The following is a 16,938-nucleotide window of genomic DNA, read 5'->3' as shown; positions in this document are numbered from 1 at the left end:
AATTGCAACTAAATCGATTTCATGAAAAAGGTGATGTATGTCATCCAACGAGCCGGATACCTGGTTCAGATTCGTCAGGGCACACCGCTGCCTGATCCGCGAGATCGAGCGTCGGCTGGCGGCCGCCGGACTTCCGGCCTACGCCTGGTACGACGCGTTATGGGGGCTGGAAAGCGGCCCCGAAGGCAGCCGGCGAATGAACGAACTGGCGGATGTGATGGCCATCGAGCGCTACAACCTGACGCGTCTGGTGGACCGCCTGGAAGCCGAAGGTCTGGTCATCCGCAGCCGCGCCAGCGATGACGGTCGCGGCGCTTATGCCAGCATCACCGAGCAGGGCAAGGCGTTACGCAAGAAAATGTGGGCCATCTACGAAGGCGCAGTGGACGAACTGTTCTTGTCGCAATTTGACGACGCCGAGCAACGGCTTTTCAGCGATGCCCTCGAGCGCGCGGCCAGCGCTGCGCGCAGCAGTGGGCGGGGGAAGTGAGGGGGCTTTTCATTGGAGCAGGTACCGATCCATGGCCTGCTGGATGAACGCTGGGCTGATGACGCCTTCCTCAGCCAGAACCTGCAGGGCCAGCACCACGATCCAGCGCTCATCCACCCGGCCCATGGCGGACCCGATCGAGTCGGCACCGAGGGCCGCGAACCGTGACTTCACATGTGCACCGATCTGCTCGGCGACATGCCGGCCATACCCGGTCACGGCCACCACCGGCCAATCCTCGTTGTCCAGGCAATCGAACAAATGCGCTGACCTGCGCGGCATCTCGGGATGCAGGCGATTCCAGCGGTGCGCATTGTCCGCATCGCGGGCAAGGCGGGTATAGCTGGGGCAGCTCCACAGTTCGCTGGCCACGCCCCAGTCCTCGCGTAGCAGCTGCCCCGCCGTCGTCACCGACTGCAACGCCAGCCCCGCCCCGAGCAAGCGCACTTTAGGGCGCGCTGAATCGATATCGATGCTGCTGAGCCGGTACATGCCCTTGAAAGCCTCGCTGGCGCTGAGTCGGTTGGTTGGAGCGATGAAGTCACTGGGCTCATCGTGAAGTGCCATGTAATAAAAACCGTCGTTGCCTTCCACATACAGACTTTGCAAAGCCGCCAGGGTAATGGCCTGCGCTTCGGCGCCGCTGGCGGGGTCAAAGGGCAGGCAGTGCGTGTTGGCGACCAGCCAGAGTGGCACCCAGGGATGAGCCCCCTTGGGCCAGCGTGAAGGCAAGGTTTCGATGTCATTGCACAGAATGCCGCGATGGGCCGATTCATTGGAAAGTGCACACAACTCGGCCGAGGTTGCCGAAGTGGTCAGGTACAGCAGCTGCCTCTCACTGCAGCGGGCTGTGGCGTTCAAACGCAGGGGCCAGGCGCTGATCCGGGTGTGGGCATTTGCGGTTTGGCTCTGTTTGCTGGAGCGGACGACCCAGATATGCCTGGCTGTTCCCGGATCCCTCTCGAGGCGATTGGCGATATCGACCATGGTGAGCAGCGGCGAGGAAGAGCCCGCAGTCTGCTGCGGTGGAACTGTGCGGATCTTATCGATGCAGGCCTGAGCGGCCAGGCTGGTTTCTGGCGTCTTAGTGAAGCTGGAAAAGCCGATCATTCCACGATCTCCGTACGTTCCGTCGTGCCTGCACCTTACTCAACGCTTGCATGTGATTGCAAGTGCAACGAAGTTGGGTGACGGTTGCAGGCGATCGAAGTGCGACCTGCTCAGGGGGCTGACAGCCTCGACGCGCGCGTTTTTTGGGGGCAAAAAAAAGGACCCGATGCGGGTCCTTCCTTATGTTTAACCCGGTCACAAGCGACCGGGTTAAAACAGCGCATCAGAGCTTCGGCAACTGCCCGACACGCCCCATCATTTCCGTGACGATCTGCAGATCCAGCAGGAACTGGTCGACGGTCTTGAATTCGCCATCGGTGTGGCCGGTGTATTTGGCTTCCGGTCGCGCCAGGCCGAATTGCACGCCGTTCGGCAATTCGTGAACCGAAGTCGCGCCAGCGGAAGTACCGAATTCCGACTTCATGCCGAGGTTTTCGCTGGCCACCGCGAGCAGCGCCTTGACCCACTCACCTTCGGGATTGCGGTACATCGGTTCTGCCACTGAGTAGTCGAACGCCACGGCAACGTGAGTCTTCTTGCTCCAGGCGTCCAGTTTCTCGGCGATCTCGGCCTTGAGCTTTTCCGGGGATTTACCCTTCGGCACCCGCAGGTTCACCGCCAGTTTGAAGGCTTTGTCGTCCTCGCCGACATAGGTCAGCGAGGTGGTCAGTGGTCCCATGAACGAATCGGAGAAGCCCACGCCAAGTTTTTTACCCAAGTAATCCAGGCCCCAGTTGTCGTCGGCATAACGCGCCGCGTCGGTGAACTGGTTGTGCTTGAGCGCGACTTTGCCGTCCAGGCTGTTGATGAAGCTCAACATCCGCGCGACCGGGTTGACGCCGGACTCTGGTTCCGAGGAGTGCGCAGAAACCCCGGTGACGGTCAGTTTCACGTCTTTACCATCAACCTTCGCAGCGACCTGGAAGTCGCCACCGTTGGCTTTGGCATAGGCGTCGCCGGATTTTTGCAGACTGGCGGCGAGCTCGGCAGGCTTGTCGGTTACCAGGGTGACCACCGAAGCCGATGGAATCTGGTTGGTCGCCTTGCCGCCGGTCATCGAAACGATTTCCGCGCCGTTGCCTTCGCCTTTGCGCTTGGCGAAGTTGGCCATCACCGTGCCGTAGCCTTTCTCGGCAATCACCACCGGATAGCCGCCGTCCAGCGCCATGTTGTAGTTCGGCGTCGGGTTGCGCTCGAAGTAGTACGGGATGGCGTCGCCGCTGGTTTCCTCGGTGGTGTCGACCAGCAATTTGAAATTGCGTGCCAGCGGCAGCTTCTCGTCCTTGATCACTTTCATGGCGTACAGCGCGACGACAATGGCGTTTTTGTCATCCTCGGTACCGCGACCGTACATGCGATCACCAATCAGCGTGACTTTGAACGGGTCGAGCTTGGTGCCGTCTTTCAGCACCCAGTTTTCCGGGGTCACTGGCACCACATCAGCGTGCGCGTGAATACCGACGACTTCGTCGCCTTTGCCGTCCAGAGATATTTCGTAGACACGGTTATCGATGTTGCGGAATTTCAAACCAAAGGATTCGGAGAGCTTTAGAATCTCGCCGGCAATTTTGATGAATTCCGGGTTGTCGTGCTGCGCCACGCCGTCCTTGCGGAAGGTTGGAATCTCGACGAGTTGACGCAGGGTTTCCAGCGCCGCCTTGCCGTATTTCACTCGAGTGTAGATACCCAGCAGACGGTGGATTTCATTCTGCTGTTCGGCATTCAGGGGCTTGTTGTCGAGGAAGGCGCTGATGGACGGGTTGAGGTTATCCGTCTTGGCCAGATCGCTTTGCGCCAGGCTGCCAAGGAAGCTACGGAAGTCCGCCAGGTTCTTGCCGTCGAAGGATTTCAGGATCGCTGCGCTTTGCTCGGCAGTGATGTTGGCTTGTGCGGCGCTGGTAAACGTGGCGAGGCTGGCCATGACCAGAGTGGCGGCGGCCAGTTTTTTCAGGGAAAAGACCATGGAGCAGGCATTCCTTTGCAAAGGATTGGGAAAGTATTTCTGACGCTTGTGACAGAAACATTTTGTAAACCTAACACTGCGAGCGCTGGGAGAGGGAGTCGCAAACTTGATCTGTCGCACAGAAATGCAAAAGAGACGCACAAATGAAAAAGTCCCGGCGGGTGATGGCCGGGACTTTTTTGGGTGGATTACATCGACAGCATCAGGCGTCCGGCGAACAGAATCAGAATGACGCCCATGCTGCGCTCGAACCAATGTCCAAGGCGCATGAACAGCAGGCGCACTTTGTTGCTGGAGAAAAACAGCGCGACGATGACGAACCACAGCGCGTTGACGAAGCACATCCACAATCCATAGAACGCCTGGATCTGCAGCGGTGTGCTGGCGCTGATGATCGTGGTGAAAATAGCCAGGAAGAACAGCGTGGCCTTGGGGTTGGTCGCATTGGTCAGAAAACCGGTGCTGAAGGCTTTGAACAGCGACTGTTCGACCAGCGGCTCGTCAGCGTTTTTTTCGCCTTCGACGCTGCTTTTCGGTTTGCTGCGGATCAGGCTGACGCCCAGATAAAGGATGTAGGCACCGCCGACAACCTTGGCGACGGTGAGCAGCCAAGGCGTGGTGTGCATCAAGGCGCCGACGCCGAGCAAGGTATACAGCACATGCACGGAAATCCCCGCGCCTATGCCCAGCGCGGTGCAGATGCCGACGAGGCGTCCGAAGCGCACGCTCTGGCGGATGGTCACGGCGAAGTCCGGGCCGGGTGCAACGACGGCGAGGAAGTGGATAGTCGCCAATGCGAGAAATTCGCCCAGGTAATTGGAAAGCATGTCAGCTCCAGAAAGTCAGAGGGGAAGCATTGCCGCGATAGCCGACAAAGAACGACAGGCTCAAACGCGGATCCGCTACGCCCGGGGTCACCGAGTGCATGCGGCGCGAGTTGAACATGATGAAATCGCCGGGCTGCGGGCGCACTTCGAGCGCTGGAGGCCCCAGCAGCGACGGCTCGATGCCATAACTGTCGCCACGCATTTCATCGAATTGGTCCGGGGTGATGTCGTCGTCCCACATCTGCAAAGCGCCACCCTCGGTGGGCATGTTCAGGTAGACGTTGCAGGCGAATTGCGCTTCCAGGCTGCGTGCCTGAAAACTGTCCGGGGCGTCCTTGGCGAAGATGTCGTGGTGGGCGAGAAAGCACACGCCGGGTTTGACCACCCGCGACAAGCCGACATACATCTTGCGCCCGTAGAGGTTTTCCAGATGCGCGCCGGCGGGCCAGGATTCGTCGAGCATGCAGCGCAGGGTGTCGATCGGCGAAGAGTAGGGCGCGCAGCGCTGGCGCAGTTCGTCGATGTTGCGGGTGGCGCGTTCGAAGTAATCCTCGATCAGCAGCGGCTGGTTTTCCGCCTCATAAAAGGCCATGCCGATGCGGCCGATGCTCGGTGCGTTGATGTAGCCCTCAAAGCCCGGGGCGAGGATCTTGTCGCCAATCTCGACTGCCAGCGGCTCGGGCAGAAAGCGTTTGACGCGGATGGCGAGGACTTCTTCGTTGGCCAGTTTTTTTATGCACGTCTCATCGAGACGCTCGACGTCTAGCATCATTTGTTTTAGGTCCATCTATCGATAGTCAACGGAACCGGCGATTGCGGTTCCCCGGCGGCGGACGCTGCGCGACGGCAACGTCCGAAATGCTCAATCCACGCTGTAGTGGACGGATAGCGTGCCTTTCTTCTGCGAAAGTGACGCGATCGTGACTGTGCCCAGATCCTTCAGGCTGCGTACGTGGGTGCCACCGCAGCCATAGGCTGGCAGTTCACCAAAACTGATTTCCCGCGCGCCTTCGCGCAGTGAGGTCAGGCGCGGCAGATCGTGTTCGATCCACTGCTCGATGCCGGTTTGCAGCGTTGGCGCGTCGACCTCTTCAGCGCCATCACCCGGCTTGAATTGCACCCGACCTTCGTCCGGCCAGTGATGCGCCTTGATCGGCATCCAGCCCATGGCCTGAATGAAATGTCCGATCAAGTGCCCGGCCGAGTGCATGCGCGTATTGAAGCGGCGGCGCTGTTCATCGACCCGGATGACGGTCATGCCCAGCGGCACCGGTCGGTCGACGAAATGCACAATGCGCTCCGGCTCTTGCACCACCCGCGAGACCTGGCTTTCACCGATCCAGCCGGTATCGCAAGGCTGCCCGCCGCCCTGCGGGTGGAACAGAGTAGCGCGCAGCACTACGGCGAATTCGTGCTCGTGGGGTGTGCAGTCGAGGACTTCGACATTCGCCTTGAGGTCATCACTGTGAAAAAACAGGCGAAGCGTCATATTCCGTGCCCTGATCGAAGTTCTGTTTTTATTATATGAATCGTGCAATAACGTGATAATCCATTCGAACATCAAAGGACTTGTGCGTTGTGAGCATCAATCTTCCGCTGCCGCTGCTGGGTGAAATGGCGATTTTCGTCAAGGTTGTCGAGACCGGCAGCTTCTCTGAAGCGGCCCGGCAGATGGGTTCCTCACCCTCGGCGGTCAGTCGCAGTATTTCCCGACTGGAGAAGGCGTTAGCCACGCGCTTGCTGCAACGCACCACCCGCAAACTGCGTTTGAGCGATGGCGGGGAAGAGGTGTTCAAGCGTTGCCAGGAAATGGTCAGTGCGGCCAGATCGGTGATGGAGATCAGCGGCCAGTTCACCCACGAAGCGGAAGGTCTGGTCCGGGTCAGCGTGCCGAAGGCGGTAGGGCGCTTTGTGATCCATCCACACATGCCGGATTTTCTGCGCCGCTATCCCAAGGTCGATGTGGAGTTGCTGTTGGAGGATCGTCAGGTCGATCTGATCGATGATCATGTCGATCTGGCGATTCGTATCACTGATCGTCCGCCGGCCGGGCTGGTCGGTCGGCAGTTGCTGACTATCGATCATTTGCTCTGCGCCACGCCGCAATACCTGGCCGAACACGGCACGCCGACGCATCCTCACGACTTGCTCAATCACAGTTGTATTTATCTGGGTGAAACTCCGAGCGATGCGCGCTGGAAATTCAAGAAGGGCAGCAAGGCTGTCACGGTCGGTGTGCGGGGGCGCTATGCCGCCAATCACACTGGCGTGCGGTTGGGGGCGGTATTGCAGCACATCGGAATTGGCAGTCTGCCGTATTTCACCGCGCGTTATGCGTTGGAGCAGAAGTTGATTGTGCAGGTGTTGCCGGACTGGACGTTTCTGGCCTCTTACCATGGCGGGTTGTGGTTGCTGCATTCGCCGACGCGTTATTTGCCGCCGAAGTTGCGGGTGTTTATTGATTATCTGGTGGAGTGTCTGCAGAAGGAGCCGACGTTGGGCAGGCCCGGGAAGTCGGCCGGCGGGAGCAACGCGGCTGTGGCGTATGAGTTGCCGGAGAGTGAGGGGTTGCTTTGAAGTTTTGGGTGTATATCCGTTGCTTCGGGTGTTGCTGATGGCGGTTTCGCCCTTACGGCGAGTCACTTTTTCAGGCGCCAAAAAGTAACCAAAACGCTAGCTCCTGCGTTCGGCCCTCGCAGGCTCGGGTTCCTTCGCTGCGGGATCGATCCCTCCACTCAGCCTTCCGACGTCGCCCGTGGATCAAGATCAAAAGCACTCGCGCTAACGCTCATTGTTGAGTGGTGAAAAGCGGGTGGTCTGCTTTGGATCTGCGTTGGATTCGCCCCTCATCCCGCCCTCTCCCGAGGGAGAGGGAGCCGATTTGCGGGTTTTTCAGAATCTGCATTCGACTCGGTAATTCCAGGTCGGCGTACCTCGTCCAACCAACGCGGTCAGTCCCCTCTCCCTCCGGGAGAGGGCTAGGGTGAGGGGCTTTTGATCTTGTGCGTATTTGCATTCAACTCGATATCCCAGGCCGGCGTGCTTCGCCCAATCACACCGTTCAGTCCCCTCTCCCTCCGGGAGAGGGCTAGGGTGAGGGTGTTTTTGATCTTAAAAAAAGGCCCGCATGGAATCTCCAATGCGGGCCTTTGATTACCTGTCGAGAATCAGTGCTTGCTGTCCTGTGCGGACATGGCCAGCAGTTGTTTTTCCTGGTTCCAGTCGAACGGTTCGTCGTTCTGTTCGGCGTCGTAGCGGCGTTCTTCGAGGGCCTGGTACAGGTCGATTTCTTCGTCGGAGAGGTAGTGCAGGCAGTCGCCGGCGAAGAACCACAGCAGGTCGCGGGGGATCAGGTGGGCGATTTGCGGGTAGCGGGTGATGACTTGGGTAAGGATGTCCTGACCCAGGTATTGGCTTTCGATAGGGTCGATCGGCAGGGAGGCCAGCAGTTCGTCGAAGCGCTCGAGGAACAGGGCATGGCTTTCTTCGGGCACTTGTTCGGCCTCACCTACGGCGACCAGGATACTGCGCAGGTGGTCGAGCAACACGAGATGATCGGCAACGACGTTGGACACGAGATAAGTCCTCAAGAGCAAAACGGGCGCGGGAGTATAAAGCCCTCGCGCCGTTTTTTCACAAAAACCGGGATCAGCGGACTTTGCCCTCTGCCTGGGTCAGTTCGTCTTTGTCGAAATCATCGACGTCGATCACCTTGCGGCGGGCCGCTTCGGCGTCGCGCAGGCTTTGCGCTTCGACAGCTTGCAGCACGCCGGCCTCCAGGGCGGCATCAATGGCATGTTCGCCTGCTGCCGGTTTGACCTGGCCGCTTTTCAGCGCGATGTGCAGCTTTTTGTGCAGAGGTTGCGCAGCGTTGAGCAGGTCGCTCGCGTGTTGCAGTGCGCCCACGGCATCGTCCGCCGATTGCGGGCGGTAGCAGCCGGCGAGCAGTTCTTCCAGGGCCGGATCGCCTTTGGCGCGACCGATGACCGCAGCGACTTCGGCGCCGAGTTTGTCCGACGGGCCTTTGTGTCGGCGGCCGAACGGGAACACGATAACCCGCAGCAGGCAGCCGAAGACCTTGTTCGGGAAGTTGCTCAACAGTTCATCCAGCGCGCGCTCCGACTGGCCGAGGCTTTCTTCCATGGCCCAGCGGAACAGCGGCTCCATGTAGGCCGGCGAATCCAGGTCGTGATAACGCTTGAGCGAGGCGGAGGCCAGATACAGGTTGCTCAACACATCACCGAGCCGCGCCGACAGGCGTTCGCGACGTTTCAGTTCGCCACCCAGAAGCATCATGCTGAAGTCGGCAAGCATGGCGAATGCGGCAGCCTGACGGTTGAGCGCGCGGAAGTAGCCTTGGCTGATCCTGTCGCCCGGTGCATGTTCGAAGTGACCGAGCCCGAGGTTCAGCACCAATGTACTGGCGGCATTACTGACGGCGAAGCCGATGTGCTTGAGCAGCAGGCCATCGAACTCCTTGAGTGCCTGTTCCTTGTCCGCACGACCAGCCAGGGCCATTTCCTTGAGTACGAACGGATGGCAGCGGATTGCGCCCTGACCGAAGATCATCAGGTTGCGTGACAGGATGTTTGCGCCTTCGACGGTGATGAAGATCGGTGCGCCGTTCCAGCTGCGGCCGAGGTAGTTGTTCGGCCCCATGATGATCGCTTTGCCGCCATGCACATCCATGGCGTGGCTGATGCATTCGCGGCCGCGTTCGGTGAGGTGATATTTGAGGATCGCCGACAGCACCGAAGGTTTTTCACCGAGGTCCACCGCGTTGGCGGTGAGCATGCGGGCGGCGTCCATCATCCACGCGTTGCCGCCGATGCGCGCCATCGCTTCCTGGATGCCTTCGAACGCCGACAGCGGCACATTGAACTGTTCACGAATCTGCGCGTACTGGCCGGTCACCAGACTGGTGAACTTGGCCGCGCCGGTACCGACGGCCGGCAACGAAATCGAACGCCCGACCGACAGGCAGTTCATCAGCATCATCCAGCCCTTGCCGAGCATTTCCTGACCACCGATAAGGTAGTCCAGCGGAATGAACACGTCCTTGCCGGAGTTCGGGCCGTTCATGAACGCGGCGCCCAGCGGCAGGTGACGACGACCGATTTCCACGCCTGCAGTATCGGTCGGGATCAGCGCCAGACTGATGCCAAGGTCTTCCTCTTCACCGAGCAGGTGATCCGGGTCGTAGGCTTTGAATGCCAGGCCGAGCAGGGTCGCGACCGGGCCGAGGGTGATGTAGCGCTTTTCCCAGTTCAGGCGCAGGCCGATGACTTCCTCACCTTGCCACTGGCCTTTGCAAATGATCCCGGTGTCGGGCATCGCGCCAGCGTCGGAACCGGCCAGCGGACCGGTGAGGGCGAAGCACGGGATATCGTCGCCACGGGCCAGGCGCGGCAGGTAGTGATTACGTTGTTCATCGGTGCCGTAATGCAGCAGCAATTCGGCCGGGCCGAGGGAGTTCGGGACCATCACGGTAGAGGCGAGGTCGCCGCTGCGGGTGGCCAGTTTCATCGCCACTTGTGAGTGCGCGTAGGCGGAGAAGCCTTTGCCGCCGTATTCCTTGGGAATGATCAGGGCGAAAAAGCCGTGTTCCTTGATGTGCGTCCAGGCCTCGGGCGGCAGATCCATCGACTGGCCGATCTGCCAGTCGCTGACCATCGCGCAGAGTTCTTCGGTCGGACCATCGATGAAGGCCTGTTCTTCTTCGCTCAGCTGCACTTTGGGATAGGCCAGCAGTTTGTCCCAGTCCGGACGGCCGCTGAACAGCTCGCCGTCCCACCATACGGTGCCGGCGTCGATTGCGTCGCGTTCGGTCTGCGACATCGGCGGCAGGGTTTTCTGGAACCAGTTGAACAGTGGCGCGGTGAAGTGCTTGCGGCGCAGGTCAGGCAACAGCAATGGCGCGGCGACCACTGCCAGCAAGACCCAGAAGATGAACAGCAGCCAGCCCGGCGCGTGACTGAAAATCCCCATCGCCAGCAAATAGACGGCGACGATGCCCAACGCGGGCAGCGGGGCGATGCGTCGATGGGCGAGATACGCCACGCCGACGATCAAAACCAGTATCCACAACAACAGCATATTCAGTCCTCCGTGAACCAAGGCAAATCGACCCTCCAGAGCTTAGACGGCATCTGTAAATCCGGGTGGTCAGAGCATGGTGATTGAAATCGTGGGAAACCCCGGATGGTTTTCGTAGGTTCGGTGGGCAACACGTGTGGGAAATCGTTCGTTGCTGCGCAGCTTTGCTTTCAGGTTTGGCCGAAACGTCGTTATCTCTGTGCTCAGGCTGTCGCTAGACTCGTGGCTTAACCAGGAGATTGCCGCCATGCACGAGTATCTGAGCCCCGGCCGCTTCATCGATAGTGACCACCCGGCAGTGGTGGAGTTCGCCGAGCAGCATCGCGGTGCCAGCAATGATCCGCGTGAGCAGGCGATCAGTCTTTATTACGCCGTGCGCGAGGCGGTGCGCTACAACCCTTACACCTTCAGCCGTGATCCGCAAACCTTGCGCGGCAGTTACGCACTGGCAGCGGGGCAGAGTTACTGCGTGCCGAAAGCCACGCTGCTTGCCGGGTGCGCGCGGCATTGCGGGATCCCGGCGCGCATCGGTCTGGCCGATGTACGCAATCACCTGTCGACGCCGCGGCTGCTTGAGTTGCTCAAAAGCGATGTGTTTGCCATGCATGGCTACACCGAGCTGTTTCTCGCCGGCCGCTGGGTCAAGGCGACGCCGGCGTTCAACCAGCAACTGTGCGAGCTGTTCAACGTCGCAGCGCTGGAGTTCGACGGGATCAACGACAGCGTTTTCCACCCGTTCAACCGGGACGGCGCGCAGTTGATGGAGTATCTGCTCGATCACGGTCAGTTCACCGACGTGCCGGAAACCTTCTTCTTCGAGCACCTGCAAAAGTGCTATCCGCATCTGTTCAGCGAGCAACTGCCCGTGCTGCTGGGTGATATGCAGACTGATTTGAGCCGCACCTGATCCGGCGTATGCTGGCCGTCCACTCATGTGCAAAGAGGCGGTCATGCTGAAGATCTGGGGACGGAAAAATTCATCGAACGTCAGGAAGCCCTTGTGGGCTGCCGAGGAGCTGGGCCTGGCTTACGAGGCCATCGATGCCGGTGGCGCGTTCGGTGTGGTCGACACGCCCGAGTACCGCGCGATGAACCCCAATGGCCGGGTGCCGGTGATCGAAGATGATGGTTTCGTGCTGTGGGAATCCAACGCCATCGTTCGCTATCTGTTGGCCAAACATGCACCGGACAGCGCCTGGTATCCGGCCGATGCGCAAGCCCGCGCCACGGCGGACAAGTGGATGGACTGGACCACTTCGAGCTTCGCCGGGCCGTTTCGCACGGTGTTCTGGGGTGTGCTGCGCACGCCCTCCGAGAAGCAGGACTGGAAGGCGATCAACGGCGCGATCAAGGAATGCGATGAATTGCTGAACATGGCCGACCATGCCCTGATCAGCCAGCCTTATCTCTCCGGCAATGACATCGGCATGGGTGACATCCCGCTGGGCAGCTTCATTTATGCCTGGTTCGAAATGCCCATCGAGCGCGCTCCGCAGCCCCACCTGCAAGCCTGGTATGAACGTTTGAAGCAGCGTGCGGCCTATCAGAAAGCGGTCATGACCGCGTTGACTTGATAATTACTATCGACACACTTGACTGTACTTGTGCGGCGGCGGCAAGCACCATTGCGAACTTGCGCCGCGGTTGTTTCCCTCGCCGCCCGCCCTAATTTATTCCTTTCCTTCCTTCTTGGTGCGTAAATCCGATATGAGTTCCGCTCTGTCCATCCGGCAGCTAACCAAAACCTACGGCAACGGGTTCCAGGCCTTGAGTGGTATCGATCTGGACGTCGCCGAAGGTGACTTTTTCGCCTTGCTCGGCCCCAACGGCGCCGGCAAATCCACCACCATTGGCATCCTCTCGACCCTGGTCAACAAGACCAGCGGTACGGTGAATATCTTCGGCCACGATCTGGACAAGAACCCGGCGGCGCTCAAGCGCTCGATCGGTGTGGTGCCGCAGGAATTCAATTTCAACCAGTTCGAGAAGACCTTCGACATCGTCGTGACCCAGGCCGGTTACTACGGCATTCCGGCGAAAGTCGCCAAGGAGCGCGCCGAGCAGTACCTGACCCAGCTCGGCCTGTGGGACAAGCGCGATGTGCCGTCGCGTTCGCTGTCCGGCGGCATGAAACGTCGTCTGATGATCGCCCGTGCACTGGTGCACGAACCGCGTCTGCTGATCCTCGATGAGCCGACTGCTGGCGTTGATATCGAGCTGCGCCGTTCGATGTGGACCTTCCTCACCGAGCTGAACCAGAAAGGCATCACCATCATCCTGACCACGCATTATCTGGAAGAGGCCGAGCAGTTGTGCCGCAACATCGGCATCATCGACCACGGCACCATCGTCGAAAACACCAGCATGAAACAATTGCTGGGCCAGTTGCACGTGGAAACCTTTTTGCTGGATCTGAAAAACGACCTGCATGCGGCGCCGCAATTGCTCGGCTACCCCGCCCGGTTGCTTGACAGTCATACCCTGGAAGTCCAGGTCGACAAATCCATGGGCATTACGGCGCTGTTCACCCAGTTGGCGCGGCAGAACATCGAAGTGCTGAGCCTGCGCAACAAAACCAATCGCCTCGAGGAGTTGTTCGTGTCCCTGGTGGAGAAAAATCTGTCGAAGGTGGCGGTATGAGTTCCGAGTTCGGTCCCAACCTGGTCGCCCTGCAAACCATCGTCTACCGCGAGGTCAAACGCTTCATGCGGATCTGGCCGCAGACGCTGCTGCCGCCGGCGATTACCATGGTTCTGTACTTCGTGATCTTCGGCAACCTGATCGGCCGGCAGATCGGCGACATGGGTGGCTTCACCTACATGGAGTACATCGTGCCGGGCCTGATCATGATGTCGGTGATCACCAACTCTTACGGCAACGTGGTATCGAGCTTCTTCGGCAGCAAGTTCCAGCGTTCGATCGAAGAGCTGATGGTCTCACCGGTGTCCCCGCACACGATCCTCATCGGCTTCACCATTGGTGGTGTATTGCGCGGTCTGGCGGTGGGTCTGATCGTGACGATTCTGTCGCTGTTCTTCACCGATTTGCAGGTCCATCACCTCGGCGTGACCATTCTGGTGGTGGTGCTGACCGCGACGATCTTCTCGTTGCTGGGCTTCATCAACGCGGTGTTTGCGCGCAACTTCGATGATATTTCGATCATCCCCACTTTTGTGCTGACTCCGCTGACTTACCTGGGCGGCGTGTTCTACTCGATCACCTTGCTGCCGCCGTTCTGGCAGACCGTGTCGTTGGCCAACCCGGTGCTGCACATGGTCAACGCCTTCCGCTACGGCATCCTTGGTGTCTCGGATATCCGCATCGGCATCGCCATTACGTTCATGCTGGTAGCGACCGTGGTGCTGTATCTCGGCTGTGCGCGGTTGCTGGTGAGCGGGCGCGGCATGCGTACCTGATCCAGGACCGCGTCGCCTTCTTCGCGAGCAGGCTCGCTCCCACACTGGAATGATGTCCGTGGGAGCGAGCCTGCTCGCGAAGGGGCCAGCCCAGACACAACGAAAAAACGGCCTCCCATCGCGGAGGCCGTTTTGCATTCATTTCTGCCGGCTTTTCTTGCGCCGCCGCCATTGCCGCGCCACCCACCAGCGCCAGTACAGCATCACCAGAAAGTAGGCGAGGATGCCCAGCACCAGGCCGACGACCACCGAGCCCAACAGAAACGGTTGCCAAAGCGTCGACAATTCGCCGCTGATCCATTCCCAGGTCAACTCGTCCGGCAGATGTCGCGCCGGCACATCCATCAGGAACGCCCCGGCCTGATAGGTACAGAAAAACACCGCCGGCATGGTGATCGGGTTGGTCAGCCAGACCAGACTCACCGCGATCGGCATGTTGCCGCGCACCATCACCGCCAGCGCCGCCGCGACCAGCATCTGTGCTGGTATCGGCAGGAACGCGGCAAACAGGCCGACCGCCATCGCCCGGGCCACCGAGTGGCGGTTGAGGTGCCAGAGGTTCGGGTCATGCAGCAACTTGCCGAGAAAGCGTAAGGATTTGTGTTCCCTGATGCTCGTCGGGTCGGGCATGTAACGTTTGAATAAGCGCCGGGGCATAAGGCTTCTCGGTCGGTTAAGGCGGCAAGTATGTCTGGATTCTACGAACCGCCCATTCAGACTTTGTGACAATTGTTGACCACAGTGGTGCCGCAGACCCGCTATGCCTAAGGAGGGGACTCTCAAGGACGGGCATATGCGCACAGGGATGATGGCGCTGGCAGTCGGTCTGCTGGCCCCGGTTTTTTTGCCGGCCTTGCCGCCGGTCGGTTGGTGGGTGGTACTGCCGGTGGTGGCGCTGATGCTCCTACCGTTTCGCAGCTATCCACTGGCATTTTTGTTGTTTGGCTTCACATGGGTCTGCGTCGGCGCGCAGATGGCTCTGAATGACCGCTTGCCGCCGCCACTGGACGGCGAAACCCGTTGGCTCGAGGGGCGTGTGGTCGGCTTGCCGCAGCACGGCGACGGTGTGGTGCGTTTCGAACTGGCTGACGCCCGCTCGCGCCACGAAAAGCTGCCATCGCTGATGCGCCTGGCCTGGTACGCCGGGCCGCCGGTCAACAGCGGCGAACGCTGGCGTCTGGCGGTGAAGTTGAAGCGCCCGGGTGGCTTGCTCAACCCGGACGCCTTCGATTACGAGGCCTGGCTGCTCGCCCAGCGCATCGGTGCGACCGGTACGATCAAAGATGGCCAGCGTCTGGCTGAGGCCCGGTACGCCTGGCGCGACAGCGTTCGTCAGCGCCTGCTGGCGGTCGATGCGCAGGGGCGAGAGGGCGCGTTGGCGGCGCTGGTGCTCGGCGACGGTTCGGGTCTGAGTCGCGAGTACTGGCAGGTACTGCAAGACACCGGCACCGTGCATTTGCTGGTGATTTCCGGCCAGCACATCGGTTTGCTCGCCGCGGTGATGTATCTGCTGGTCGCCGGGCTTTCGCGATACGGTTTGTGGCCGTTGCGCTGGCCATGGCTGCCCTGGGCATGCGGCCTGGCCTTCGCGGCGGCGCTGGGTTATGGCTTGCTCGCCGGTTTCGATGTGCCGGTGCAGCGCGCCTGCGTGATGGTGGCGCTGGTGCTGTTGTGGCGCCTGCGTTTTCGCCATCTCGGTGCGTGGAGGCCGTTGTTGCTGGCGTTCAACGGCGTGCTGCTGTTTGATCCGTTGGCCAGTTTGCGTCCCGGGTTCTGGCTGTCTTTCGCGGCGGTGGCCGTACTGATTTTCACCTTCGGCGGGCGGCTGGGCGCTTGGCGCTGGTGGCAGACCTGGACCCGCGCGCAGTGGCTGATCGCGATTGGCTTGTGTCCGGTGTTGCTGGCGCTCAGCCTGCCGATCAGCGTCAGTGGCCCCGTGGCGAATCTGTTTGCGGTGCCGTGGGTCAGTCTTGTGGTATTGCCGCCGGCGTTGCTCGGCACGCTATTGCTGCCCGTGCCTTATGTTGGCGAAGGGTTGTTGTGGCTGGCCGGTGGTTTGATCGACTGGCTGTTTATCGGACTGGCGCTGATTGCCGGGCAATGGCCGGCGTGGATACCCGCCGCCATTCCATTGTGGGCGCTGGTCTTGGGCAGCCTCGGCGCCTTGTTATTGCTGTTGCCCCGTGGTGTGCCGCTACGTCCATTGGGCTGGCCGTTGATGTTGCTGCTGATATTGCCGCCGCGAGAGCGAATAGAAGAGGGGCGGGCCGATGTCTGGCAACTCGACGTCGGCCAAGGCCTGGCCATCCTCGTGCGCACCCGCCATCACGCGTTGCTCTATGACGCCGGGCCGCGTTTCGGCGAGTTCGATCTCGGCGAGCGGGTGGTGCTGCCAGCGCTGCGCAAACTCAATCTGCAAACGCTCGACCTGATGCTGCTCAGCCATGCCGACGCCGATCACGCTGGCGGCGCCGGGGCGGTGATGCGTGGATTGAACGTGCACCGCATCGTCAGTGGCGACCCGCCAAACCTGCCGCCGGAGTTGAGCGCCGAAGCCTGCGCAAATGGCGAACAGTGGCAATGGGATGGCGTGCAGTTCCAGCTCTGGCAATGGTCGGCGGCCGATGACAGCAACCAGCGCTCCTGTGTCTTGCAGATCGAAGCCAACGGCGAGCGCCTGCTGCTCACCGGCGACATCGACATTCACGCCGAGCGCGTTCTGCTCGACAGTCCACTGGCGGTGCCGACGCAATGGCTGCAATCGCCGCATCACGGCAGTCGCAGCTCATCGTCGATGGCCCTGCTCAAAGCCTTGCAGCCAGAAGCGGTGCTGATCTCCCGTGGCCACGGCAACTCCTTCGGTCACCCGCATCCGACCGTGCTTGCGCGCTACCGCAAGCAAGGCCTGCGCATCTATGACAGCGCCGAGCAGGGCGCCATCCATCTGCAACTGGGCAGCTTCAAACCGCCGTGGACGATGCGTCACCAGCGGCGCTTCTGGCGCGAGCCGCCGGCGCCTGGCCGTTGATCGGTGCC

15 protein-coding genes are annotated in these 16,938 nt (G+C 60.5%); 7 read left to right on the top strand and 8 right to left on the bottom strand.

Features of this window, described 5'->3' with window-relative positions; translation table 11 throughout:
- Window positions 1–37: 37 nt before the first annotated feature.
- Window positions 38–490: a MarR family winged helix-turn-helix transcriptional regulator gene (locus LIS66_RS19485; RefSeq protein ID WP_227972849.1), complete on the top strand. Its 453-nt coding sequence runs from the start codon at window positions 38–40 to the stop codon at window positions 488–490.
- Window positions 491–499: 9 nt separating this feature from the next.
- On the opposite strand, the gene LIS66_RS19480 is transcribed toward LIS66_RS19485, so the two are convergent.
- The 5 genes from LIS66_RS19480 to LIS66_RS19460 all read right to left on the bottom strand — a co-directional run bounded on the left by LIS66_RS19480 (window position 500) and on the right by LIS66_RS19460 (window position 5,879).
- Window positions 500–1,600, bottom strand: coding sequence for a transketolase-like TK C-terminal-containing protein (locus LIS66_RS19480; RefSeq protein WP_227972848.1), 1,101 nt, complete (start codon window positions 1,598–1,600; stop codon window positions 500–502).
- 223 nt (window positions 1,601–1,823) lie between these two features.
- Window positions 1,824–3,563 (bottom strand): dipeptidase, encoded by a 1,740-nt coding sequence (locus LIS66_RS19475; protein ID WP_227972847.1) that lies wholly within the window; start codon window positions 3,561–3,563, stop codon window positions 1,824–1,826.
- 188 nt (window positions 3,564–3,751) lie between these two features.
- Window positions 3,752–4,390, bottom strand: coding sequence for a LysE family translocator (locus tag LIS66_RS19470; RefSeq protein WP_042610677.1), 639 nt, complete (start codon window positions 4,388–4,390; stop codon window positions 3,752–3,754).
- A gap of 1 nt (window position 4,391) precedes the next feature.
- Window positions 4,392–5,162, bottom strand: coding sequence for a 2OG-Fe(II) oxygenase (locus LIS66_RS19465; protein ID WP_042610678.1), 771 nt, complete (start codon window positions 5,160–5,162; stop codon window positions 4,392–4,394).
- A gap of 90 nt (window positions 5,163–5,252) precedes the next feature.
- Window positions 5,253–5,879, bottom strand: coding sequence for a hypothetical protein (locus LIS66_RS19460; protein ID WP_064361443.1), 627 nt, complete (start codon window positions 5,877–5,879; stop codon window positions 5,253–5,255).
- Window positions 5,880–5,968: 89 nt separating this feature from the next.
- On the opposite strand from LIS66_RS19460, the gene LIS66_RS19455 reads away from it, so the two are divergent.
- The gene (locus LIS66_RS19455) at window positions 5,969–6,967 is read left to right on the top strand and encodes a LysR family transcriptional regulator (protein WP_064361444.1); all 999 of its coding nucleotides are present in this window, start codon (window positions 5,969–5,971) and stop codon (window positions 6,965–6,967) included.
- Between the two features lie 590 nt (window positions 6,968–7,557).
- Here the strand turns inward: LIS66_RS19455 and LIS66_RS19450 are convergent.
- Window positions 7,558–7,965: a PA2817 family protein gene (locus tag LIS66_RS19450; protein WP_042610681.1), complete on the bottom strand. Its 408-nt coding sequence runs from the start codon at window positions 7,963–7,965 to the stop codon at window positions 7,558–7,560.
- Window positions 7,966–8,038: 73 nt separating this feature from the next.
- A complete protein-coding gene (locus LIS66_RS19445) occupies window positions 8,039–10,486 on the bottom strand; it encodes an acyl-CoA dehydrogenase (RefSeq protein WP_227972846.1) in 2,448 nt (815 codons plus the stop codon).
- Between the two features lie 247 nt (window positions 10,487–10,733).
- Between LIS66_RS19445 and LIS66_RS19440 the strand changes: the two genes are divergently transcribed.
- From LIS66_RS19440 to LIS66_RS19425, 4 genes are all read left to right on the top strand, one after another.
- Window positions 10,734–11,393, top strand: coding sequence for a transglutaminase-like domain-containing protein (locus LIS66_RS19440; RefSeq protein ID WP_064361446.1), 660 nt, complete (start codon window positions 10,734–10,736; stop codon window positions 11,391–11,393).
- A 43-nt stretch (window positions 11,394–11,436) separates the two neighbouring features.
- A complete protein-coding gene (locus LIS66_RS19435; protein WP_227972845.1) occupies window positions 11,437–12,060 on the top strand; it encodes a glutathione S-transferase family protein in 624 nt (207 codons plus the stop codon).
- A 133-nt stretch (window positions 12,061–12,193) separates the two neighbouring features.
- Entirely contained in the window at window positions 12,194–13,126 is a 933-nt protein-coding gene (locus LIS66_RS19430) for an ABC transporter ATP-binding protein (RefSeq protein ID WP_227972844.1), read from the top strand.
- Window positions 13,123–13,902, top strand: a complete 780-nt coding sequence (locus tag LIS66_RS19425; protein ID WP_039760202.1) for an ABC transporter permease — start codon at window positions 13,123–13,125, stop codon at window positions 13,900–13,902. Before LIS66_RS19430 ends, LIS66_RS19425 begins: the two co-directional genes overlap by 4 nt.
- A gap of 138 nt (window positions 13,903–14,040) precedes the next feature.
- Here LIS66_RS19425 and LIS66_RS19420 read toward each other — a convergent pair whose 3' ends face one another.
- On the bottom strand, window positions 14,041–14,559 hold the full coding sequence (locus LIS66_RS19420) for a DUF2062 domain-containing protein (protein ID WP_042610686.1): 519 nt from the start codon (window positions 14,557–14,559) through the stop codon (window positions 14,041–14,043).
- 136 nt (window positions 14,560–14,695) lie between these two features.
- Between LIS66_RS19420 and LIS66_RS19415 the strand changes: the two genes are divergently transcribed.
- Window positions 14,696–16,930, top strand: a complete 2,235-nt coding sequence (locus tag LIS66_RS19415) for a DNA internalization-related competence protein ComEC/Rec2 (RefSeq protein ID WP_227972843.1) — start codon at window positions 14,696–14,698, stop codon at window positions 16,928–16,930.
- The last annotated feature ends 8 nt before the right edge of the window (window positions 16,931–16,938 follow it).

Origin of the sequence: Pseudomonas sp. HN2 (assembly GCF_020736465.1) — a bacterium.
In the GTDB taxonomy this organism is placed as follows: domain Bacteria; phylum Pseudomonadota; class Gammaproteobacteria; order Pseudomonadales; family Pseudomonadaceae; genus Aquipseudomonas; species Aquipseudomonas moraviensis_A.
The sequence above is the reverse complement of the archived record's forward strand: the minus strand, read 5'-3'. Positions and strand labels throughout refer to the sequence as shown.